The 22303-nt window shown below is 71.0% G+C and carries 21 protein-coding genes; 11 read left to right on the forward strand and 10 right to left on the reverse strand.

The annotated features are described in order from the left end of the window. Window positions 1–95: 95 nt before the first annotated feature. Entirely contained in the window at window positions 96–392 is a 297-nt protein-coding gene (locus ACIP6U_RS34590) for a hypothetical protein (RefSeq protein WP_401726138.1), read from the reverse strand. Window positions 393–506: 114 nt separating this feature from the next. Then, window positions 507–1106 (reverse strand): class I SAM-dependent methyltransferase, encoded by a 600-nt coding sequence (locus ACIP6U_RS34595; RefSeq protein ID WP_401726140.1) that lies wholly within the window; start codon window positions 1104–1106, stop codon window positions 507–509. Between the two features lie 152 nt (window positions 1107–1258). On the opposite strand from ACIP6U_RS34595, the gene ACIP6U_RS34600 reads away from it, so the two are divergent. The 5 genes from ACIP6U_RS34600 to ACIP6U_RS34620 all read left to right on the forward strand — a co-directional run bounded on the left by ACIP6U_RS34600 (window position 1259) and on the right by ACIP6U_RS34620 (window position 6253). Continuing rightward, window positions 1259–2032, forward strand: coding sequence for an MHYT domain-containing protein (locus ACIP6U_RS34600; RefSeq protein WP_401726142.1), 774 nt, complete (start codon window positions 1259–1261; stop codon window positions 2030–2032). Window positions 2033–2141: 109 nt separating this feature from the next. Then, the gene (locus tag ACIP6U_RS34605) at window positions 2142–4676 is read left to right on the forward strand and encodes a nitrate- and nitrite sensing domain-containing protein (protein ID WP_401726144.1); all 2535 of its coding nucleotides are present in this window, start codon (window positions 2142–2144) and stop codon (window positions 4674–4676) included. Next, a complete protein-coding gene (locus tag ACIP6U_RS34610; protein WP_124000755.1) occupies window positions 4673–5110 on the forward strand; it encodes a roadblock/LC7 domain-containing protein in 438 nt (145 codons plus the stop codon). Before ACIP6U_RS34605 ends, ACIP6U_RS34610 begins: the two co-directional genes overlap by 4 nt. A 20-nt stretch (window positions 5111–5130) precedes the next feature. Further along, window positions 5131–5544, forward strand: coding sequence for a DUF742 domain-containing protein (locus ACIP6U_RS34615; protein WP_401726145.1), 414 nt, complete (start codon window positions 5131–5133; stop codon window positions 5542–5544). 103 nt (window positions 5545–5647) lie between these two features. Further along, the gene (locus ACIP6U_RS34620; RefSeq protein WP_401726147.1) at window positions 5648–6253 is read left to right on the forward strand and encodes a GTP-binding protein; all 606 of its coding nucleotides are present in this window, start codon (window positions 5648–5650) and stop codon (window positions 6251–6253) included. Window positions 6254–6277: 24 nt separating this feature from the next. Here the strand turns inward: ACIP6U_RS34620 and ACIP6U_RS34625 are convergent, their stop codons facing one another. Continuing rightward, window positions 6278–6706, reverse strand: a complete 429-nt coding sequence (locus ACIP6U_RS34625; RefSeq protein ID WP_401726149.1) for a PPOX class F420-dependent oxidoreductase — start codon at window positions 6704–6706, stop codon at window positions 6278–6280. Between the two features lie 92 nt (window positions 6707–6798). Between ACIP6U_RS34625 and ACIP6U_RS34630 the strand changes: the two genes are divergently transcribed. Continuing rightward, on the forward strand, window positions 6799–7212 hold the full coding sequence (locus ACIP6U_RS34630; protein WP_401726151.1) for a roadblock/LC7 domain-containing protein: 414 nt from the start codon (window positions 6799–6801) through the stop codon (window positions 7210–7212). 125 nt (window positions 7213–7337) lie between these two features. Further along, complete coding sequence (locus ACIP6U_RS34635) at window positions 7338–8285, forward strand: DUF6397 family protein (protein WP_401726153.1); 948 nt, start codon at window positions 7338–7340, stop codon at window positions 8283–8285. Between the two features lies 1 nt (window position 8286). On the opposite strand, the gene ACIP6U_RS34640 is transcribed toward ACIP6U_RS34635, so the two are convergent. Next, the gene (locus ACIP6U_RS34640; RefSeq protein WP_401726155.1) at window positions 8287–9153 is read right to left on the reverse strand and encodes an acyl-CoA thioesterase; all 867 of its coding nucleotides are present in this window, start codon (window positions 9151–9153) and stop codon (window positions 8287–8289) included. A 37-nt stretch (window positions 9154–9190) separates the two neighbouring features. Beyond that, window positions 9191–11704 (reverse strand): DEAD/DEAH box helicase, encoded by a 2514-nt coding sequence (locus ACIP6U_RS34645; RefSeq protein ID WP_401726157.1) that lies wholly within the window; start codon window positions 11702–11704, stop codon window positions 9191–9193. Between the two features lie 145 nt (window positions 11705–11849). On the opposite strand from ACIP6U_RS34645, the gene ACIP6U_RS34650 reads away from it, so the two are divergent. Next, window positions 11850–12644, forward strand: a complete 795-nt coding sequence (locus tag ACIP6U_RS34650) for a metal-dependent hydrolase (RefSeq protein ID WP_401726159.1) — start codon at window positions 11850–11852, stop codon at window positions 12642–12644. Between the two features lie 62 nt (window positions 12645–12706). Here the strand turns inward: ACIP6U_RS34650 and ACIP6U_RS34655 are convergent, their stop codons facing one another. The 5 genes from ACIP6U_RS34655 to ACIP6U_RS34675 all read right to left on the reverse strand — a co-directional run bounded on the left by ACIP6U_RS34655 (window position 12707) and on the right by ACIP6U_RS34675 (window position 17955). Continuing rightward, window positions 12707–13204: a carboxymuconolactone decarboxylase family protein gene (locus ACIP6U_RS34655; protein ID WP_401726160.1), complete on the reverse strand. Its 498-nt coding sequence runs from the start codon at window positions 13202–13204 to the stop codon at window positions 12707–12709. A gap of 162 nt (window positions 13205–13366) precedes the next feature. Further along, window positions 13367–13645 carry a type B 50S ribosomal protein L31 gene (locus ACIP6U_RS34660; RefSeq protein ID WP_401726161.1) on the reverse strand — a complete coding sequence of 93 codons (279 nt, stop codon included), beginning with the start codon at window positions 13643–13645 and terminating at the stop codon, window positions 13367–13369. A gap of 33 nt (window positions 13646–13678) precedes the next feature. Beyond that, window positions 13679–14149, reverse strand: coding sequence for a DUF5709 domain-containing protein (locus ACIP6U_RS34665; RefSeq protein ID WP_124000766.1), 471 nt, complete (start codon window positions 14147–14149; stop codon window positions 13679–13681). Window positions 14150–14353: 204 nt separating this feature from the next. Beyond that, window positions 14354–16135 carry an ABC transporter ATP-binding protein gene (locus ACIP6U_RS34670; RefSeq protein WP_401726164.1) on the reverse strand — a complete coding sequence of 594 codons (1782 nt, stop codon included), beginning with the start codon at window positions 16133–16135 and terminating at the stop codon, window positions 14354–14356. Continuing rightward, window positions 16132–17955 (reverse strand): ABC transporter transmembrane domain-containing protein, encoded by a 1824-nt coding sequence (locus ACIP6U_RS34675; protein ID WP_401726166.1) that lies wholly within the window; start codon window positions 17953–17955, stop codon window positions 16132–16134. The genes ACIP6U_RS34670 and ACIP6U_RS34675 overlap by 4 nt, the downstream gene beginning before the upstream one ends. A gap of 204 nt (window positions 17956–18159) precedes the next feature. Between ACIP6U_RS34675 and ACIP6U_RS34680 the strand changes: the two genes are divergently transcribed. The 3 genes from ACIP6U_RS34680 (at window position 18160) to ACIP6U_RS34690 (ending at window position 22158) form a co-directional block, all read left to right on the forward strand. Next, window positions 18160–18888: a L,D-transpeptidase family protein gene (locus ACIP6U_RS34680; RefSeq protein WP_401726168.1), complete on the forward strand. Its 729-nt coding sequence runs from the start codon at window positions 18160–18162 to the stop codon at window positions 18886–18888. A gap of 57 nt (window positions 18889–18945) precedes the next feature. Next, window positions 18946–20598, forward strand: coding sequence for a peptide-N4-asparagine amidase (locus ACIP6U_RS34685; RefSeq protein WP_401726170.1), 1653 nt, complete (start codon window positions 18946–18948; stop codon window positions 20596–20598). Window positions 20599–20775: 177 nt separating this feature from the next. Then, window positions 20776–22158 carry a cation:dicarboxylate symporter family transporter gene (locus ACIP6U_RS34690; protein WP_401726172.1) on the forward strand — a complete coding sequence of 461 codons (1383 nt, stop codon included), beginning with the start codon at window positions 20776–20778 and terminating at the stop codon, window positions 22156–22158. Window positions 22159–22303 lie beyond the last annotated feature (145 nt).

Here is a 22303-nt window from a genome sequence, read left to right on the forward strand (position 1 = left end):
ATGCGACCGGAAGCAGCTTGTCACGACTGCCCAGCGACGCGGACCTGCAGTTTTCCGGGTGCACGGGGCGAATCGACCGCGCAATGCCCCGCGCGTCAGTCCGCGGGGAGCCCGAGGAGCGCGCGGGCCACGTTCTGCGGGGACTCGTCGCGCTCCCGCGCGAGAGCGACGACGGCCCTGCACGCGAGCTCACTGACACCGAAGGACAGCGCCTCCGGCGACACCCAGCCGGCCGCCTCGTCGATCCGGTCCTGGTCGTCCTCCGCGCGGGCCGAGACATAAGTGGCCGCGGCCTCGAAAAGATTGTGCGGATGTTTGTCCCGGCCAGGGTCCACCTCCACGCGCAACGCGTTGCGGACTCTGGAACCGGACCTGCGCACCCTGCCCCACATGTGAACCACCTTCCCCCTACGTGGTCGACTTTGCTCAACGCTCATCTCCTGCTACTCAACGTAGAGTTGGAGTTCCCCCAGCAGAAGGGTCCATGGCGATCCGCCGCCGTGACGTCAGCCTTCCCGCACGGCCAGTGCCAGGAAACGGGCGTCCTCGTCGACGTAGGCGATCATGCGCCAGCCCGAACCCGCCAGCAGGGAACGAAGGTTGGGTTCGGCGCGCAGGTCCTCCGGGGTGATCTGCCGGCCCTGGCGCGCCGCGAGTGCCGCCCGGCCGATCGGATGGAACAGCGCGAGCCTGCCGCCGGGGCGCACGGCGCGTGCCAACTCCCGCAGATTCTCGGTCGGATGCGGCAGGTGGGCGATGAGCCCGGCCGCGAACACAGCGTCCAGCGACCCCGACCGCACCGGCAGCGCGGACACGTCGGCGAGCAGCAACCGCCCCTGACGGTCCCTGCCGGCGGCCACGGCGGCCTGGAGCATGGCAGGTGTCAGATCGGCGCCCAGGACCACTCCGGAGGGCCCCACGGCCGTCCGCAGCGGCGGCAGGGCCCGCCCCGTGCCGCAGCCCGCGTCCAGCACGCGGTCGCCCGCACGCAGTCCCAGCTCGGCGACCGCCGCCGCGTAGGCGGGACCGTCGTCCGGGAACCGGCTGTCCCAGGCCGCGGCGCGCGGGGTGAAGAACTCCCGGACATGCGTGTGGTCGTCGCTCATGTTCCGCATGATCCCTCACCGACACGGATGATGCCGCAGCGCGCACGTTCGAGCTGGACACGATCGTTCAGGGGTACCGCTGTGTCATATTTCAATACCTTTCGAAATGCGCCCTCATTGCGCGCCCCTGCCCCGACTAGCGTCCCGGGGTCATGGGACACCTGGACCACGCAACCTTCGGTTGGCTGACCCCCGTGCTGTCGTACGTGATGGCCTGCATCGGGTCGGCCCTCGGGCTGCGCTGTACCGTCCGCGCGCTCGGCGCCACCGGACGGTCGCGCCGCAACTGGCTCATCACCGCGGCCTCGGCGATCGGCACCGGCATCTGGACCATGCACTTCGTGGCCATGCTCGGGTTCGGCGTGAGCGGCACCGACATCCGCTACGACGTGCCGCTCACCATCGCCAGCCTGCTCGTCGCCATGATCGTCGTCTGCGCGGGCGTGTTCGCCGTCGGCTACGGCAAGGACCGCACCCGCTCGCTCCTGCTCGGCGGCCTCACCACCGGGCTCGGGGTCGCGAGCATGCACTACATGGGCATGGCGGCCATACGGCTGCACGGCGCCGTCCACTACGACCCGGCGCTCGTCGGCCTGTCCGTCCTGATCGCCGTCGTCGCCGCGACGGCGGCCCTGTGGGCGGGGCTCAACATCAAGTCGCCCGTCGCCGTCTTCGGCGCCTCGCTCATCATGGGGGCCGCGGTCGCCAGCATGCACTACACCGGCATGTTCGCGGTGAGCGTCGACGTCACCCCTTCCGGCGCGGCCCTGCCCGGAGCCACCGCGATGCAGTTCATCTTCCCCCTCGCCGTCGGCCTCGGGTCCTACCTGTTCCTGACCTCGGCCTTCGTCGCGCTGTCGCCGACCAGCGCGGAGCGCGAGGCATCCGCCTCCGCCCAGCGGCCGGTCGAGAGCGCCTTCGGCTAGCCACCACCGGATCGACGGCACGCCCCGAGGCACCGTCGCGAGCGCGTCGCCGACCCCGACGGCCGCGGCCCGACGGCCCGCCCCCGAACCACATCCGAGCGAGGAGGCCATGCGTACACCCCGTAGGACGCCCGCACTTGGCGCCGAGACGCCGAACACATCTCCCGCGCGCGGTCGTCGCGCGCACGCAGGACCGCCTGCCGACGAACACCCGGAGGACCCCGCGGGTGCGCTGCCGGACGAGGCACCCGAGCGTGACGGGGGCTGGCGAATAAGGCCGCGGACCGTAAGAGCCAAGATCGTCTGCCTGCTGATGGTGCCGGTCGTCTCGCTGCTGGCCCTGTGGGCCTTCGCCACCGTCAGCACCGCTCAGGACATCGCCAGGCTGCGGCAGTTGCAGCGCGTCGACTCCGAGATCCGCACACCCGTCGCGTCGGCCGTCACCGCCCTCCAGGCCGAGCGCACGGCCGCCGTGCGGTACGCGACCCGCCCGTCCGCCGCAGCGAGCGGCGACTACAAGAAACTCGCGGACCGCACCGACCGGGCCGTGGCCGAACTCCGGCTCGGCGGCGACAGCACCGTCGCCGACAGCGAGGAACTGCCCCCAGGAGTGGCCCGACGGCTCGACGCGTTCGTCACCGGCGCCGAACGGCTGCGCACGCTGCGCGCCGCGGTGCTCGACCGGCGCACGGGCTGGGACGAGACCTACGGGCAGTACACCGGCACCATCGCCACCGCCTTCGCGGTCGGCGGCGCCCTCACCAGCATCCAGGACGCCGACCTCGGCTCCGACGCACGCGTACTGCTCGAATTCTCCCGCGCGGGAGAGGCGTTGGCCCAGGAGGACGCACTGGTGGCCGGCGCGCGCCTCGCCGGCGGCCTGCACGGCGAGCGGCTGCGGCTGTTCACCGGCGCCGTCGACACACGCCGCGCCCTCACCGACTCGGCCGTCGCCGACCTGCGCGGCCCGGAAGGCAGCGCCTGGCGGCACCTCGCCGCAGGCAGCGCGTACGAGGCCCTGGGCACCGCGGAGGACAAGGCCATCGCCGGCACCCCCGGCCCGCTCACCGCAGCGCCCTCGAACAGCTGGGACACACCCCACGCACGCGTGCAGAACGGCATGCGGACGATCGAGGAACGGGCGGGGCAGGACGTCGCGAACCGGGCCGACCCCTTCACCCGCGGTCTGCTCACCCCGGCCGGTGCCGCGGTCCTGTTCGGCCTCGCCGCCGTCGCCGCGTCGCTCGTCATCTCCGTACGCATCGGCCGCGGCCTCGTCGTCGAACTGGTCGGACTGCGCAACAGCGCCCTGGAGATCGCCCGGCGCAAGCTCCCCGAGGCGATGCGGCGGCTGCGCGCGGGTGAGGAGATCGACGTCCACGTGGAGGCCCCGCCGGGACCGCCCGCCGAGGACGAGGCGGGCCAGGTCGCCGAGGCCCTCGGCACGGTGCACCGCGCCGCCCTGCGCGCCGCCGTCGAACGCGCCGAACTCGCCAGCGGCATCTCCGGAGTGTTCGTCAACCTCGCCCGCCGCAGCCAGGTCCTCGTGCACCGCCAACTGAGCCTGCTGGACAGCATGGAACGCCGCTCCGACGACCCGAACGAACTGAGCGACCTGTTCCGGCTCGACCACCTCACCACCCGTATGCGGCGCCACGCCGAGAGCCTCATCATCCTCTCCGGAGCCGCGCCGGGCCGGGCCTGGCGCATGCCGGTCTCGCTGACCAACGTGGTGCGCGCGGCCGTCTCCGAGGTCGAGGACTACGCACGCGTGGAGGTACGACAACTCCCCGAGGCGTCCGTCCTCGGCACGGCCGTCGCCGACCTCACCCACCTCCTGGCCGAGATCGTCGAGAACGCCGCCCAGTTCTCGCCGCCCCACACACGCGTGCGCGTCAGCGGGGAACCCGTCGGCAACGGCTACGCGATCGAGGTCGAGGACCGCGGCCTCGGCATGGGTAGCGAGACGCTCGCCGAGGCCAACCGCCGCATCGAGCAGTCCGAGGCACTGGACCTCTTCGACAGCGACCGGCTCGGCCTCTTCGTCGTCAGCAGGCTCGCCGCCCGGCACGACATCAAGGTGCATCTGCGCACCTCGCCCTACGGCGGCACCACCGCCGTCGTCCTGCTGCCCACCCCGCTGCTGCACGGCGGCGCGGCGGAACGGTCAGCGGCGGAACGTTCATCCGAGAGGGCGGCCGCAGGCAGGGAACGGTTCGCGGAACGCGAGTACGCGCGCGTGCCGGGCGCCGCCCTTCGCCAGGAGTCCGTCCCGGCGCCGGCCGAACGGCCCGCGCTGGTGCCCAATGCGCCGGCCGCGGTGGAGGAGACGGCGCCCGAAACCCCACCACCCGGAGTCACCACCTTGCGCCTGCACCGTCCCCCGGACGACGTCGAGGAGTCCGACGACCTCCCACGCCGCGTACGCCAGGCGAACCTCGCCCCGCAACTGCGCAGGCAGCGCCCCGAAGAGCCCGACCGGGCCCCCGCGTCCCACCACGACGACGGACGCACCCCCGAAGTCGTACGGGAACGCATGGCGGCGTACCGCGACGGCTGGGCCCGCGGCGGCGGCAGGCAGCCCGGGCGCGGCGCCACTCCGCATTCCACAGCGCGCAGGGACAGTGAAGGAGATCCCGCATGATCAAGGACCCGAGCATGAGGGCCGCCACGCAGTCGGGCGAACTCGACTGGCTGCTGGACGACATGGTGCTGCGCGTGAGCGAGGTACGGCACGCCGTGGTGCTGTCCAACGACGGCCTGGCCGTGGGCGCCTCGACCGACCTGCACCGCGAGGACGCCGAACACCTCGCGGCGGTCGCCTCCGGCTTCAACAGTCTGGCCAAGGGAGCCGGCCGCCACTTCGGCGCCGGAGGCGTGCGCCAGACCATGGTGGAGATGGACGACGGCTTCCTGTTCGTGGCCGCCGCGGGCGACGGCTCCTGCCTCGCCCTCATCACCGACGTGACCGCCGACATCGGCCTGGTCGCCTACGAGATGGCGCGGCTGGTCAAACGCGTCGGCGAGCATCTGTACACGGCACCGCGCGTCGCCGCGCGGCCCCCGGCCGCCGGATAGGGCGAGGGCGGTTCGCGCACATGATCGAGGACAGGACAGGCGCCCCGCACGAGCCGGGCAGCCAGTGGTACGACGGTGAGGCCGGGCCGCTGGTCCGTCCGTACGCCATGACGGGCGGGCGCACCAGGTCAGGACCCGCGGGGGTCCGCTTCGACCTGATCGCCCTCGTCACCCTGGACGCGAGTGCTCGCGGCATCGACGACGACCCCGCGCTCGGGCCGGAACACCGGGCCCTGATCGACCTGTGCCGCACGGAGACGCAGTCGGTCGCGGAACTCGGCGCGGGCGCCGATCTGCCCGTCGGCGTGGTCAGGGTGCTCCTGGGCGACCTGCTGGAGCGCGGTTGCGTCACCGTCAGCCGCCCGGTGCCCCCCGCGCAGCTTCCTGACGAACGGATTCTGCGCGAGGTGATCGAAGGGCTGCGAGCGCTGTAGCCGAAGTGCACGACCATCCGACGGTGAGTTCGCCCCCATCCGACGGTGAGTTCACCACCATCCGACGTTGCCGGTACTCCCGTCCTCCCGAGAGAAGTGATCAATGGACTCCGAGCACTCCGATGCCGCGGGCGGCGAGACGGCCGCCCTGGCGCTGAAGATTCTGGTCGCCGGCGGATTCGGCGTGGGCAAGACCACCCTGGTGGGCGCGGTCAGCGAGATCAAACCGCTGCGCACCGAGGAACTGCTCAGCGAGGCGGGCCAGTTGGTGGACGACACCGACGGCGTCGACCAGAAGGTCACGACCACCGTCGCCATGGACTTCGGCCGCATCACCATCCGGTCTGGCCTGTCCCTCTATCTCTTCGGCACGCCGGGCCAGGACCGCTTCTGGTTCCTGTGGGACGAGTTGTCACAGGGAGCCCTCGGCGCGGTCGTCCTGGCGGACACCAGGCGCCTTGAGGACTGCTTCCCCGCCGTGGACTACTTCGAGCACCGGCACATCCCGTTCGTGGTGGCCGTCAACTGCTTCATGGGCTCCCGGAGGTACGGCCCGCAGGACGTCTCGCGCGCCCTCGACCTCGACCGGGGAACCCCGGTGGTGCTGTGTGACGCCCGAGACCGCGACTCCGGGAAGGAGGTGCTGATCCGGCTCGTCGAGTACGCCGGGCGGATGCACACCGCCCGGCTGCTCGACTCGGTCGGCTGACGCGGCCGCGATACGGCCGTGAAGTCAGCTCGCGACGGCCTTCTCCGCCAGGATCTTGTCGACCGCGATCCGGACGAGGAGCTCCCCGGGCACACCGTTGCGCTCCCCGAACTCCCCGGCGCGCTCCTCACCCATGTAGCGCGCGCCGATACGCCCGGCCCAGTGCCGCAACTCGTCGAGATCCTCCGAGATCCGGGCGCGGCCCTGCAGCACCACGTAGTCGAACGGCGGCCGGTCGTCGTCCACACACAGCGCGGCCCGACCGTCGCGGGCCAGATTCCGGCCCTTGACACTGGTCTTCGCGGTGTTGAACACGATGTCGTCCCCGTCCAGCAGGAACCAGATCGGCGTCACATGCGGGCTGCCGTCGGCCCGGACGGTGGAGAGTTTCGCGGTGCGGGTGCCGTGCGAGACGAAGGCCCGCCATTCCTCATCGGTCATCTTCTGTGCCATGCCCCCATCCTCCTTGCTCGCGCGCCAGTGGTGGGGAAGGCTGGCGAGGGATCCTCCCACGAGGGGGAGTCGGCACACGGGGAGTCGGAGACATGGGGCAGAACGAGGGACTCGGCTGGCTGCTGGACGACCTCACCGAGCGGGTCGAGCACGTACGCCACGCGCTGGTCCTGTCCAACGACGGCCTGGTGACAGGCGCGAGCACGGGACTGCGCCGCGAGGACGCGGAGCATCTCGCCGCCGTCTCGTCCGGACTGCACAGCCTCGCCAAGGGCTCGGGGCGCCACTTCAGCGCGGGCGGGGTACGCCAGACCATGGTCGAGTTCGACGACGCGGTGCTGTTCGTCACCGCGGCCGGCTCCGGCAGCTGCCTGTGCGTGCTCAGCGGGGCCGACGCCGACATCGGCCAGATCGCGTACGAGATGACCCTGCTCGTCAATCGGGTCGGCGAGCATCTCGGCGTGGGGGCCCGGCAGCCCGAGCGATCACCGGCCACAGAGGCCTGACCTGCACGTTCGTCAGCTCCCGCAGAGTTATCCACAGGCTCGCCGCGAAGTCCGCGGAATTGGCTACGGTTTTTTCCGAGGCCACGCGGACGGCGCGGGCCCCGCACTCCACGGGGGAGACGAGCATGTCAGGCAACACCGTCACGAAACCGCAGTCCCTGTCCTTCGCACCGAGTCGCGCGGCCAGGGAACTGGAGCTCAGGCGAGGCGAGTTCGACCTCGCCGTACACCTCGGCTGCGTCAGGACCGTGCCCGACGAAGGGGGCGGAGGCCGGCGGGTCGCCCGCACCGAGATCGACCGGCTGCGCACGGAGGAGGGCTATCCCGAGGCGTTGCGGAAGCGCGTCGAAACGGTGGGCACGAAGCAGGGGGCGGACCTGCTGGAGGTGACACCCGCCAGGTTCACCCGACTGGCCAGGCTCGGCGTGGTCGTGCCGGTCACCTTCTACCTCAACCGCTACCGGGCCGTGGTCTGGCTGTATCTGGCCGAGGAACTGCGGCAGTTCGCCGCCGACGGGGACAGCACGGGCCTGCTCAGCGGGACGACGCCGTCCGGACTGCGCGAGCAGCTGGAGGCGGGGCTGGATCTACGGGCCCGGAACTGGCGGGGACGACACCTCGGGTTCCTGCTCCGGCAGGCCGACGGCCACCCCTGGGCACGCGCGGCAGCCGTGGCGTCCCTGCTCGATCCCGTCCAGGTCGCGGAGATCGTCCAGGATCCCTACGAGCGCTCCCACTTGAACCGATTCCGGCCCAGGCCAGTGACGAACGGAGCCCCCGGCTCGCCCTCGGCACAGCTCGCCGAGCGGATCATGACTGCGGACCACCCGGACGAGATCGGCTGGCTGCGCGCCGACCTCGCACAGGCGGTGAGCGAGGCCCGCACGGACCACCCGGCACCGCGCCCCGCACCGAATCCGACGGGAGAGCGGCCGACACCGCATCCGGCGGCGCCGCGACAGACTCCCCGGCCGACGGCACCGCCACCGGTCGCGCAACACCACGACCCCGCACACCAGGAGCCGGAGCGTTCCCGTGGTCTGCTGAGCCGGCTGCTGCGCAGAAACCCCTGAACTACAGCGCCCTGAACAGCCCTTCCTGGACCACGGACACCAGCAGCCGTCCCTCGATGTCGTAGATCCGCCCACGGGCCAGACCCCGGCCACCCGTGGCGATCGGAGACTCCTGGTCGTACAGGAACCACTCGTCCGCGCGGAACGGCCGGTGGAACCACATGGCGTGGTCCAGTGACGCCATGTCGAAGTTCCGTGGACCCCACAGAGGTTCGACCGGGATGCGGACGGCGTCCAGGAGGGTCATGTCGCTGGCGTAGGTGAGCGCGCAGGTGTGCACGAGCGGGTCGTCACCCAGCGGCCCGACCGCGCGCATCCACACGGCACTGCGCGCCTCGGCGCCCTTCAGGTCCTCGGCGCTCCAGCGCAGCCGGTCCACGTAGCGGATGTCGAAGGGCTGACGGCGCGCCATCCGCTCCAACTGCTCGGGCAGCGCGCCCAGATGGGCCCGTACCTCTTCCGCGACGGTCGGCAGGGACTCCGGGTCCGGGACCTTGCGGGCGGGCGGCAGCTGGTGCTCGAAGGGTCCTTCCTCAGGCTTGTGAAAGGAGGCGGTGAGATTGAAGATCGTGCGGCCCTGCTGCACGGCGGTGACCCGACGGGTCGTGAACGACCTGCCGTCCCGCACCCGTTCGACCTCGTACACGATCGGTACGCCCGGGCGGCCCGGGCGCAGGAAGTACGCGTGCAGGGAGTGCACCGGACGGTCGCCCTCCGTGGTGCGGCCGGCGGCGACCATGGCCTGGCCCGCCACCTGGCCGCCGAAGACCCGCTGCAGGGACTCCTGCGGGCTGCGGCCACGGAAGATGTTGACCTCGATCTGCTCCAGGTCGAGCAGGTCGACCAGTCTCTCGGCCGGGTTCGTCATGCGTGGAGTTCTCCTTGGCTCACGGCTGTCCGACGGCTCACAGCTGACCGACGTCGGTGACACGGACGACCGCGTGGCCCTCCGCGTCGGAGGCCGTGAGGTCGATCTCCGCGCTGATGCCCCAGTCGTGGTCGTCGTTCGGGTCGTCGAAGATCTGGCGGACGCGCCAGAGGCCGTTCTGCGGCTCCTCCTTGATCACGAGGAGCTTGGGGCCGCGGGCGTCGGGACCGGTGCCGAGGTCGTCGTACTCGTCCCAGTACTTGTCCATCGCCTCGCCCCAGGCGTCCGCGTCCCACCCGTGGTCGCCGTCCAACTCGCCCAGCTCGTCGACGTGGTCGAGGGCGGCGAGCTCCACGCGGCGGAACATGGCGTTGCGGACCAGGACGCGGAAGGCACGCGCGTTGGCCGTGACGGGCTTGACCTCGTCGGCCTTCTCCTGGGCCTCCTCCGCCGTCATCACTTCCGGATTGGCGAGCTGTTCCCACTCGTCGAGCAGGCTGGAGTCGACCTGGCGGACCATCTCGCCGAGCCACTCGATCAGGTCCTGCAGATCCTCGGACTTGAGGTCGTCCGGGATGTTGTGGTCCAGCGCCTTGTACGCGCTCGCGAGGTAGCGCAGCACGATGCCCTCGGTGCGGGCCAGCTCGTAGTGGGACACCAACTCCGTGAAGGACATGGCCCGTTCGTACATGTCACGGATGACGGACTTCGGCGACAGCGGATGGTCGCCCACCCACGGGTGGCTCTTGCGGTACGTGTCGTACGCGTGGAAGAGCAGTTCCTCCAGGGGCTTCGGGTACGAGATGTCCTGGAGCCGCTCCATGCGCTCCTCGTACTCGACGCCGTCCGCCTTCATCGCGGCGACGGCCTCGCCCTTCGCCTTGTTCTGCTGGGCGGCGAGGATCTGCCGCGGGTCGTCCAGGGTCGACTCCACGACGGACACCATGTCCAGGGCGTAGGACGGCGACTCCGGGTCCAGGAGCTCGAACGCGGCGAGCGCGAACGTGGACAGCGGCTGGTTGAGGGCGAAGTCCTGCTGGAGGTCCACGGTGAGGCGGACGATGCGGCCCGAGGCGTCCGGCGTGTCCAGCTTCTCGACGATGCCGCCGTCCAGCAGCGAGCGGTAGATGGCGATCGCGCGCCGGATGTGCCGCAGCTGCTGCTTGCGCGGCTCGTGGTTGTCCTCCAGCAGATGACGCATCGCGTCGAAGGCGTTGCCCGGCCGGGCGATCACCGACAGCAGCATCGTGTGCGTCACCCGGAAGCGGGACATCAGCGGCTCCGGCTCGGAGGTGATGAGCTTCTCGAAGGTGGCGTCCGTCCACCCGACGAAGCCTTCCGGTGCCTTCTTGCGGACCACCTTGCGGCGCTTCTTCGGGTCGTCGCCCGCCTTCGCGAGCGCCTTCTCGTTCTCGATCACGTGCTCGGGGGCCTGCGCGACGACGAAGCCCGCCGTGTCGAAGCCGGCGCGTCCGGCGCGTCCGGCGATCTGGTGGAACTCACGGGCGCGCAGGGTGCGGACGCGATTGCCGTCGTACTTGGCCAGGGCGGTGAACAGCACTGTGCGGATGGGGACGTTCACGCCCACACCGAGCGTGTCCGTACCGCAGATGACCTTGAGGAGACCGGCCTGCGCGAGCTTCTCCACCAGCCGCCGGTACTTGGGCAGCATGCCGGCGTGGTGGACGCCGATGCCGTGCCGGACGTAGCGGGAGAGGTTGCGGCCGAACTTGGTGGTGAAGCGGAAGTTGCCGATCAGCTCGGCGATCTGGTCCTTCTCCTCGCGCGTGCACATGTTGATGCTCATCAGCGCCTGCGCCCGCTCCACAGCCTGCGCCTGGGTGAAGTGGACGATGTAGACCGGGGCCTGCCGGGTCTCCAGCAGCTCGGTAAGGGTGTCGGTGAGCGGGGTGAGCCGGTACTCGTAGGACAGCGGTACGGGCCGGGTCGCCGAGCGGACCACCGAGGTCGGGCGGCCGGTGCGCCGGGTGAGGTCCTCCTCGAACATCGAGACGTCGCCGAGCGTGGCGGACATCAGGATGAACTGCGCCTGGGGCAGCTCCAGGATCGGGATCTGCCAGGCCCAGCCGCGGTCCCCCTCCGCGTAGAAGTGGAACTCGTCCATGACGACCTGGCCGACGTCCGCGCCTTTGCCGTCGCGCAGCGCGATCGACGCGAGCACCTCGGCCGTGCAGCAGATGACGGGCGCGTCGGCGTTCACGGACGCGTCGCCGGTCAGCATGCCGACGTTCTCGGTGCCGAACATCTTGCACAGCTCGAAGAACTTCTCCGAGACCAGCGCCTTGATCGGAGCCGTGTAGAAGGTGACCTCGTCCCGGGCCAGCGCGGCGAAGTGCGCGCCCGCCGCGATCATGCTCTTGCCGGAGCCGGTGGGCGTCGACACGATCACGTTCGCACCGGAGACCACCTCGATCAGCGCCTCCTCCTGATGGGAGTAGAGCGTGAGACCGCGTTCCTGGGCCCACGACTCAAAGGCTTCGTAGAGGGCGTCGGGGTCGGCGGTCGCAGGGAGCTGATCGATGAGGGTCACGGACCCATCTTGCCTGGCCTCCTCCCTCAGGGGGGAATCGGATGTCCGCCCGAAGATCACGACCTATACGCTGTGTCGCCGACGGAGCGTCAGCGAACTCGGTCAACTGGACAGCGGTACACGAGGAATGGGGCGGGCAACGGCCATGATGGGACCAGCACACTCACTGTCGGGCGCCGCGGCCTGGCTCGGTGTCGGAGCCGCGGCCGCCGCGGCCGGGCACACGATGCCCTGGCCGGTCCTCCTGGTCGGCGCCTTGATCTGCGCCGGCGCCGCGCTCGCCCCGGACCTGGACCACAAGGCCGCGACCATCTCCCGAGCCTTCGGTCCCATCTCGCGCGGGTTGTGCGAGATCGTGGACAAGCTCTCCTACTCCGTCTACAAGGCGACGAAGAAGCAGGGCGACCCGCGCCGCTCCGGGGGCCACCGCACGCTCACGCACACCTGGCTGTGGGCGGTCATGATCGGGGCCGGGGCGTCGGCGCTGGCCATCATGGGTGGCCGCTGGGCAGTCCTCGCCCTCCTCTTCGTCCACATGGTGCTGGCCATCGAAGGCCTGCTGTGGCGGGCGGCCCGGGGCTCCAGCAGCGACGTCCTGGTGTGGCTCCTGGCGGCGACCAGCGCGTGGATCCTGGCCGGTGTCCTGGACAAGCCGGGCAACGGCGCGGACTGGCTCTTCACGGCTCCCGGGCAGGAGTACCTGTGGCTGGGGCTGCCGATCGTGCTGGGCGCGCTGGTGCACGACATCGGCGACGCGCTGACGGTCTCCGGCTGCCCGGTCCTGTGGCCGATCCCGATCGGCCGCAAGCGCTGGTACCCGATCGGCCCGCCGAAGATCATGCGTTTCAGGGCGGGCAGCTGGGTCGAGCTGAAGGTGCTGATGCCGGTGTTCATGCTGCTCGGCGGGGTGGGCTGCGCGGCCGCGCTGAACTTCATCTGAGGGGCGGGCCCCTCCGAGTGGGGCACGGCGGTCGTGCCCTCACCCGTGAGAGGCCCAGGCTGTCAGTCCCGCCACTGCTCGCTGGGCGCCACTCCGGGCAGCGGCCGGCCGATGGTGGCGAGGGGGAGGAAGAACAGCCCCTGGCCGATCGCGAACGTCAACGTGGTCAGGGCCTTCTCGTCGTAGTGCTCGGACACCTGCGCGTAGAGGTCCGCGGGCACCCGCTCACCGCGCGGGTTCGGGGTGAGCACCGCCTCGATCAGGGCGAGCGCGGCACGCTCCGCGTCCGTGAAGCAGGGTGCGTCGTGCCAGGACGACACGGCCGTGATCCGCTCCTCGGACTCCCCGGCCCTGCGCAGGGCACCGGTGTGCATGACGGTCAGGTAGGTGTTGCCGACCAACTGGCCGAGGCGCAGATGGATCAGGCTGACCGTGGTCTGCGGCACCGAACCGTTGCCGACGGCCTTGAAAAGAGCCTCGGCGACCGGTGCGAGCTCGGGGACGGTCTTGAGCGGGTTGGGCAGGCGCGACTCAGTGGTCACTGCGTTCTGTGTGGTCATGGCGTTCTGTTCTCCGGATCCTCGACATCATCGGTACGGGCGAAGGCAGCTTCGGTAAATGCGAAGTGCCTCTGTCGCACTGACGGATGTCGAGGTCCGGATGTGACCGCCGAACGCCATGGATCTACGGTCGGCCGTGGGGCTGCGGCGCCGCGAGCCGGTTCAGCCGGTGGAACCGCCGGTGGAACCCTGGCCCGCTCCGCCGCCGTAGCGACGCTCGAACTGGGCGATGCGGCCCTCGGTGTCGACCGTCCGCGCCTTGCCGGTGTAGAACGGGTGGCTCTCCGAGGAGATCTCCACGTCCACGACCGGGTAGGTCTCGCCGTCGTCCCACTCGATGGTCTGCTCGCTGGTCGCGGTGGAGCGGGTGAGGAAGGCGTAGCCTGCGGCGCGGTCACGGAAGACGACCGGGTGGTAGTCGGGCTGCTTGTCGTTCTGCATGCGTGCTCCTCTGCAGGTCGGCCAGGCGACGGTTCAGCCGGACAGGGTGTCCTCGTCGACGATGTGCATGGCGGCCTCCTCGGCGGAGGCCGCGGCGCCGTCGATGCCCACGTCCGTGGCGATCAGCGCGCTCTCCTCGTCCTCGTGCGCGCCTTCGTCGGGCGCCACGAGCCGGCCGGAGCGGAAGTCGCCGACCTCGTTGTCCAGGAGTTCCCCGTCGGAGTCCTCCGAGTCGCCGAGGCCGTCGCCGTCGTAGGCGCCGAGGTCGGGAACCTCCTCGGCGAGCCGCTGGTCCAGCGTCTCCCCACGCTGCCCCTCGGCCGCCGTCACACCGTCGTGCTCCACCGCCCAGGGCCGCTCCGGCGGGGACCAGCCCCGGTCGAGGGGGTCGCCGACACCGTCGTCGTCCAGGGTGTCCTCCGGGTCGAGCAGACCCGAGTCCTCCTGGATCTCGGATCCGTCGGGCTGGTAGACGTCGTCTCCCCATCCGTCGGCGCTGGTCACGGGTACCTCCAGGTGATGGGGACAGTCCCGCGGTGGATGGCGGGTCGCCGGCACGCGGCGCGAACCGGTACCGGTGCCCAGCCTTCCACCCCCTTTCGGGACCGCGCAACGGCACAGGGCGACGAGCCGGCCGGGCCACGAGCCCGACCGGCGTCCGAGACCAGGGCCCCGCTCACCGGGTCACCCCCGCCTCAGCCCTTCGCCTCACCCGTGCCAGGACCGCCACAGCGCCGCGTACGCACCATCCGCGGCGACCAGCTCGCCATGGCTGCCGAGCTCGCTGATGCGGCCGTTCTCCACGACGGCGATGACATCCGCGTCGTGGGCGGTGTGCAGCCTGTGCGCGATGGCGACGACCGTGCGGCCGTCCAGGACCCGGGCCAGGGACCGCTCCAGATGGCGGGCCGCACGTGGGTCGAGCAGGGACGTCGCCTCGTCCAGGACCAGCGTGTGCGGATCGGCCAGCACCAGCCGGGCCAGCGCGATCTGCTGGGCCTGGGCCGGGGTGAGCGTGAGCCCGCCGGAGCCGACCTCCGTGTCCAGACCCTCGTCCAGCGCCCGCGCCCACCCGTCCGCGTCGACCGCGCCCAGCGCCGCCCACAGCTCGGCGTCGTCGGCGCCCGTCCGGGCGAGCAGCAGGTTGTCGCGCAGGGAGCCCACGAAGACGTGGTGCTCCTGGTTGACGAGGGCCACGTGCGAGCGGACCCGCTCGGCCGGCATCCGGGAGAGTTCGGCGCCGCCGAGGGTGATGTGACCGTCCCGGGGCGCGTAGATGCCGGCGAGCAGCCTGCCCAGCGTGGACTTGCCCGCACCCGACGGCCCGACCAGCGCGAGGCGGGTGCCCGGCGCGACCTCCAGGGACACCTTGCGCAGGACGTCCACGCCCTCGCGGTAGCCGAAGTGCACCCGGTCCGCGCGCACGTCACGCCCGTCCGGCGCCAGCGACTCCTCACCGGCCTCCGGCTCGATGTCCCGCACCCCGACAAGGCGGGCCAGCGACACCTGGGCGACCTGGAGCTCGTCGTACCAGCGCAGGATCAGGTTCACCGGATCCACGAGCATCTGTGCGATGAGCGCGCCCGTGGTCAGCTGGCCGACCCCGATCCAGCCGTGCAGGACGAACACGCCGCCGATCATCAGGACGGAGGCGAGCACCGTCACATGGGTGAGGTTGATGACGGGGAAGAGCACGGACCGCAGCCACAGTGTGTAGCGCTCCCACGCCGTCCACTCCTGGACCCGGCGCTCGGACAGTTCGATGCGACGGGCACCCAGGCGCTGGGCCTCGACGGTGCGGCCGGCGTCGACGGTCTCGGCGAGGGCGGCGGCCACGGCCGCGTACCCCGCGGCCTCCGAGCGGTAGCCGGACGGCGCCCGCTTGAAGTACCAGCGACAGCCGATCACCAACAGTGGCACGGCGATCAGCACGGCGGGCGCCAGCGGCGGCACGGTGACGACGAGCCCGCCGATCAGCAGCACCACCCACACCACGCCGATCGACAGCTGCGGCACGGCCTCGCGCATCGCGTTGGCCAGCCGGTCGACGTCCGTCGTGATCCGGGACAGCAGGTCGCCGGTGCCCGCCCGCTCCAGGACACCCGGCGGCAGCCCGACCGACCGCACCAGGAAGTCCTCGCGCAGGTCGGCCAGCATCCGCTCGCCGAGCATCGCCCCGCGCAGCCGCACCTCGCGCACGAACACGGCCTGGACGACCAGCGCGAGCACGAACAGCGAGACGGTGAACGGCATATGGAGTTCCCGCGCACCGTCCGACACTCGTTGTACGAGGTCGCCGAGCAGCCACGGGCCGACCAGCGAGGCGATCACGGACACCGTGTTGACGGTGATCAGGATCAGGAAGGCACGGCGGTGCCGTCGGAACAGTTCGGCCACGTAGGCGCGTACGGTCGCGGGGGCACCGACCGGCAGGGTGTTCGCCGTGGTCGGGGCCGCCGGGTCGTAGGCCGGTGGCGCCACGCCGATCATGCTGTCTCCTCGATCTCTTCCAGTTCCTTCAGTACGCCGGTGAGGGCCGACTCACCCTCTTCCTCGAGTACGCCGGTCAGGGCGGCCTCTTCCTCGGTCTCCCGGGTCACCACGGCCCGGTACCGGGGCTCGGTGTGCACCAGGTCGCGGTGGACGCCGACCGCGGCGACCTCGCCCTCGTGCACCAGCACGACCCGGTCCGCGTGGTCCAGGAGCAGCGGCGACGAGGTGAACACCACCGTCGTCCGCCCCTCCCGCAGTCCGCGCAGTCCCTCCGCGATCCGCGCCTCGGTGTGCGAGTCGACGGCCGAGGTCGGCTCGTCCAGGACGAGTACCTCGGGGTCGGTGATCAGCGACCGGGCCAGGGCGAGCCGCTGCCGCTGCCCGCCGGACAGCGACCGTCCGCGTTCGGTGATCCGCGTGTCCATCGGGTCCGCCGCGTCCAACGACCCCTGGGCCAGCGCTTCCAGGACGTCCCCGCACTGGGCGGCCGCCAGGGCGTCGGCCGCGGTGACGTCACCCGAAGCCGGCACGTCGAGCAGTTCGCGCAGCGAACCGGACAGCAGCACCGGGTCCTTGTCCTGGACCAGCACGGCCGTCCGGGCGGTGGTCAGCGGCAGTTCGTCGAGAGGGACACCGCCCAGCAGGACGGACGTGCCCTCCTCGGCGGGGTGGCCGCCCAGCCGTTCGGCGAGCAGGCCCGCCGCGTCCGGGTCGCCGCACACCACGGCGGTGAGCCGGCCGGCGGGGGCCAGCAGACCGGTGGCCGGGTCGTACAGATCGCCGGCCGGCGGGTCGGCCTCGCGCACGCCGTCGGCGTCCGTGGCCCGTTCCAGCGACAGCACGCGCGCGGCCCGCTTGGCGGAGGGACGCGAGAAGGAGTACGCCATGGCGATCTCGTGAAAGTGCTGGAGCGGGTAGCTCAGGACCATCACCGAGCTGTAGACGGTGACCAGTTCGCCGATGGTGATCCGGCCCTGGCGGGCCAGGTGGACGCCGTACCAGACGACCGCGATCATCAGCGCGCCCGGCAGCAGCACCTGGATCGCGGCGATCAGGGACCACATGCGGGCACTGCGTACGGCGGCCCGGCGGACCTCCTGGGAGGCGCGGCGGTAGCGGTCGAGGAACAGTTCCTCGCCGCCGATGCCGCGCAGTACGCGCAGTCCGGCGACGGTGTCGGAGGCGAGTTCGGTGGCCCGGCCCGCCTTCTCGCGCTGGAAGTCGGCCCGGCGGGTCGCCCGCGGCAGCAGCGGCAGGACCGCGAGCGCCACCACCGGCAGACCGGCGGCGACGAGCACGCCGAGCGCCGGCTGGTAGACGACCAGGGCGACACAGACCAGGACGGCGGTGAGGGCCGCCGCGGTGAACCGGGAGACGGCCTCCACGAACCAGCCGATCTTCTCGACGTCACCGGTCGACACGGCCACCACCTCGCCGGCCGCGACCCGCCGGGTCAGTGCCGAGCCCAGCTGTGAGGCCTTGCGGGCGAGCAGTTGCTGGACGCGGGCGGCGGCGGTGATCCAGTTGGTGACGGCGGTCCGGTGCAGGAAGGTGTCGCCGAGCGCGACGCCGATTCCGCACAGCGCCAACAGTCCGCCGGCCAGCGCCAGTCGGGTGCCGGAGCGATCCACCACGGCCTGAATGGAGAGGCCCACGCAGAACGGCAGCGCGGAGACGCACAGGAAGTGCAACAGCCCCCAGGCAAGGGACTTGAACTGTCCGCCCAGCTGATTCCGGCCCAGCCACCACAGGAATCGGGGGCCCGAGCGCGCGTCCGGCGTGCCCGGGTCGGCATAGGGAAGGTCTTGGATCTGCATGACGGATGAGGTCCCAGTGGCTCGTGTCAGGGAGGAGAGAAAGGGCCGCGAGCGGCGACAGCAAACCGTGAAAGGTTCGCGTCACTCCGTGGTCGAGGGCAACCGGTTTTCCACGTAGCCCGCACAGAACCGGCATCTTTCCGGTCTGTCCCGTATCTCCCGAACCGCAGGTAAGTGCCCGGGACGTGCTGTCACCATGAGTCGATGCAACACGTACGAAGTGTGACGATCGCGACACTCCTCCTGATGGCGCTGTCCGCGTGCGGCGGCACGCACCACGCCGGGGGAGAGGGAACGGGACCGAAGGAGAAGACGGCGATCACGACTGCACCGACCCACGGTCTCCCGGGCGTCGGTGACGACCTGCGGCGCCAGATCCCCGCCACCACCCGCCAAGCCGTCGTCGTGTACGGCGACGGCAAGGACTCCCCGGACGCCACCGTCGCCCTCTACACGAGACACGTGAAACGCGCGCAACACGGCTCCGGCTGGGAACGGACGCGCGAATGGCCCGCGCACAACGGCAAGAAGGGCTGGACGGCCGACCACCACGAGGGCGACAAGCGCAGCCCCGTAGGCGTGTTCACCCTCAGCGACTCCGGCGGGGTACTGCCCGACCCCGGCGCCCACCTCCCGTACACGCGCTCCGCCGCCTTCGCCGCGCCACGCTGGTGGGCCGAGTCGCACTGGCACGACTTCGACTACGTCATCGCCATCGACTACAACCGCGTCAAGGGCACCCCGCCCAACGACCCGACCCGGCCCGATGGCGAGTCCAGGGGCGGCGGCATCTGGCTGCACATGGACCACGGCAGCGGGACGTCGGGCTGCGTCAGTCTGCCGAAGGCGGCGATGGAGTACCTGCTGCGCACGCTCGATCCGAACCGGCATCCCGTGGTGGTGATGGGGGACAGGGCTGACCTGAAGACCTAGCTTCCTCGCCGGAGGCGTCATTGCCAGAACGTCCCGACTCCCCGTAGAACACCGGCCATGAAGAGACGGATCATCATGTCCATGCTCGCCGGAGCGACCCTCGTGGCGAGCGCCCTTCTCGGAGCGGCGCCCGCTCAATCCGCCCAGATCCGAGGCCAGTCCACCGAAGCGCGCGTCCAACCCGCAGACGTGCCCGCGGAGTTCGGCTCCGACTGGCACGACCCGGTCACCGCGGTCCCGCCCGTCGAGAAGCCTTCCGGCAAGTCCTGCCAAGTCACCCTCGCCGAGGCGCAGTTCCGCGACTTCACGCCCTACCGGGGCACCTACACCCCGCCCACCGGCTGCGGCGACCGCTGGAGCAAGGTGGTGCTGCGTCTTGACGGCAAGGTCGCGGGACGGCAGTACGACCGGCTCGGCTATGTGCACGTCGGTGGGGTCGAGGTTCTCCGTACGTCGACGCCCGAGCCCTCGCCCGACGGCATCACGTGGTCCGTGGAGAAGGACGTCACGCGCTACAGCGACACCTTCCGTCGCGCCCAGGACGTCGAGATGCTCATCGGGAACGTCGTCGACGACACGTACACCGGCGTCCTCGACGTCAAGGTCACGCTGACCTTCTACACGGGCCGCCCGGCCGTGACTCCCGACAGGACTCGCACCCCCGACAAGGTCCTCACCCTCGCCGACGGCGACACCCTCACCACCCCGCGCAACAGCGAACGCATCCTCGCCGAGGTGTACGCCACCGGATCGGGCGGCGGCTGCGAGGAGTTCTGGTACCTCAGCGTGCCCGACTCCGCGCCCTACTCCTGCCAGTCCGACGGCGGCCCGTACCGCGAGGTGCAGATCAAGGTCGACGGCCAACTCGCCGGAATCGCCGCGCCGTTCCCGACCGTGTGGACCGGCGGCTGGTCGAACCCCTTTCTCTGGTACGTCATTCCGGGGCCGCGTGCCTTCGACGTCAAGCCGATCGAATACGACCTGACGCCCTACGCCGGTCTCCTCAACGACGGCCGCCCGCACCGCGTCGAGGTCTCCGTCGTCGGCGTCCCCGAAGGGCAGAGCGGCTGGAGCACTCCCGTCAACGTGCTCGTCTGGCAGGACGCGAAGCGCGCGCACGTCACCGGCGAGGTCACCGCGCACGAGGTCGGCGACCTCGCCAACTCCTCGACGTACACGCCCGGTTCACCGCACCGCGTGGACACCGAGGGCGGCCACGAGCTGACCGTCGCCGGATACGTCGACACCTCGCACGGCCGCGTCACGTCCACCGTCCGGCGCACCCTCGCCAACACCTCCACCCACCACTGGACCGACGGCGAGAACGTCGACGGGCTCGACGCGGCCTGGTCCGACGACGAGTCGGTCACCGTCGACGGACGCGGACCGGCCCGCACGACGCACACGCGACGGACGTACACGATGAACGGCACGACCAGCGTCGGCGACGACGCCCGGCTGCGCACCGTGCTGACCATGGGTGACCGTGCCTCGGTGGTCGAGTCGCGCGGCGGACGGCGTACGGCGTGGTCTCGGTTCGACGACACGTACACCGGCGACGCCACCTATCTCACGGGCGTGCCGCGTGACCAGCGGCACGCGGTCGGCACGACGAGCGAGCGCTACCGGCTGTACGGATCCGACGGCTGCTACGACCGCTCGCTGACCACCGTGCAGGGGGTGCTCACGGAGGAACGCGACCGCTGCTGAGCGCAGTTGTGTGCGACGCGTCACACGGGTCGTGATTTACGTGTCTGCAACACGGAGGTCTTCGGCGCGATCAACAAAGCACTGATGGTGATCGTCACGGAAGCCGCTTTCCGTATCGCAGAAGTCGCCCCGGACTTCTGCGGCAGACGTCCCCCACGTCTCCCACAAGGAGTGCCCGTGCCGCCGTCCGTCCCGTCTCTGCCGCGACGCGTCGCACGCATATTGCGTACCTCTCTCTTCGCGCAGGTCGCCTGCGCGCTCGTACTCGGCATCGTCGTAGGGAAGTTGTGGCCCGACGTGGCCACGGATCTCCAGCCGCTCGGCGACGGTTTCACCCGGCTGATCAAGACGATCATCTCGCCGCTGGTGTTCTGCGTGGTCGTCGTCGGCATCGCCAAGGCCGGTGATCTGAAGGCGTTCGGGCGGATCGGGCTCAAGGCCCTGATCTGGTTCGAGGTCGCGAGCACGCTCGCCCTGATCATCGGCCTGGTCGCCGCCAACGTCGTCCAGCCCGGCTCCGGGATGCACGTCGACCCGTCGACGCTGGACGCCTCGGCGGTCGACGCGAAGACGGGCGGCGGCTCGCTGCCGTCGACGACCGAGTTCGTTCTGAACGCCCTGCCCACCAGTTTCATCGGCGCCTTCGCCGAGAACTCCCTCCTCCAAGTCCTCGTCCTGGCCTGCCTGGTGGGCGCCGCGCTGCTCCACCTCGGCCGCACCAAGGTGCCGCAGGTGCTGCCCGCCATCGAGCAGGCGCAGGAGATCATCTTCGCGATCGTCGGCTTCGTGATGCGCCTAGCCCCGATCGCCGTCTTCGGCGCGATGGCCGTCCTGATCGGGCAGTACGGGCTCGGTGTGATCGAGACCTACGCCAAGCTGATCATCCTGTGCTACGCAGCCGCCGCGGCGTTCGTCGTGCTGCTCGCCGTCGCCCTGCGCATGGTCACCGGGCTCAGCCTCTGGAAGTTCCTGCGCTACATCCGCGAGGAGATGCTGCTCGCGCTCGGCACCGCGTCCACCGAGTCCGTCCTGCCGCGCGTGATGCAGAAGCTGCGCAGGGCCGGCGCCCGCGACGACGCCGTGGGCCTGGTGCTGCCCACCGGCTACTCCTTCAACCTCGACGGTGCCTCGCTCTACCTCTCCATCGGCACGCTGTTCATCGCCCAGGCCGTGGGCGTCGACCTCAGCCTGAGCGACCAGATCACCGTCGTCCTCGTCCTGATGCTGACCAGCAAGGGCATGGCGGGCATCCCCGGCTCCGCCTTCCTCGCCCTGTCCGCGACCGCCTCCTCGCTGGGCGCGATCCCGGCCGGCGCGGTCGCCCTGCTGCTCGGCGTGGACCGCATCATGGACTCGATGCGCGTCGTCACCAACCTGCTCGGCAACTGCGTCGCCGTCTTCGCGGTGTCCCGCTGGGAGGGGGCGCTGGATGTGGAGCGGGCGAAGAGGGTGCTGGACGGCGAGGTCGTGGCCGTAGCGGAAGAGCCCGGAGAAGAAGCGGACGGATCCGTCGAGCTTCCTGTCCAGGCCGTCAAGGAACCGGCTTCCGAGGCCGGCTGATCCCGCCGGGAGACCCGATCGGGCCGTGGGGGGGCCCCCCCCGAGGTCCGGGGGGGGGGCGCCGCCCCCCGCCCGCATTTTTTGAAGCCGGGGCGCCGGGGGGGCGGGGGGCCCCGCCCCCCCCCCCGGGGGGGGGCCGGCCCCC

Origin of the sequence: Streptomyces sp. NPDC088794, assembly GCF_044750545.1 — a bacterium.
GTDB lineage: Bacteria > Actinomycetota > Actinomycetes > Streptomycetales > Streptomycetaceae > Streptomyces.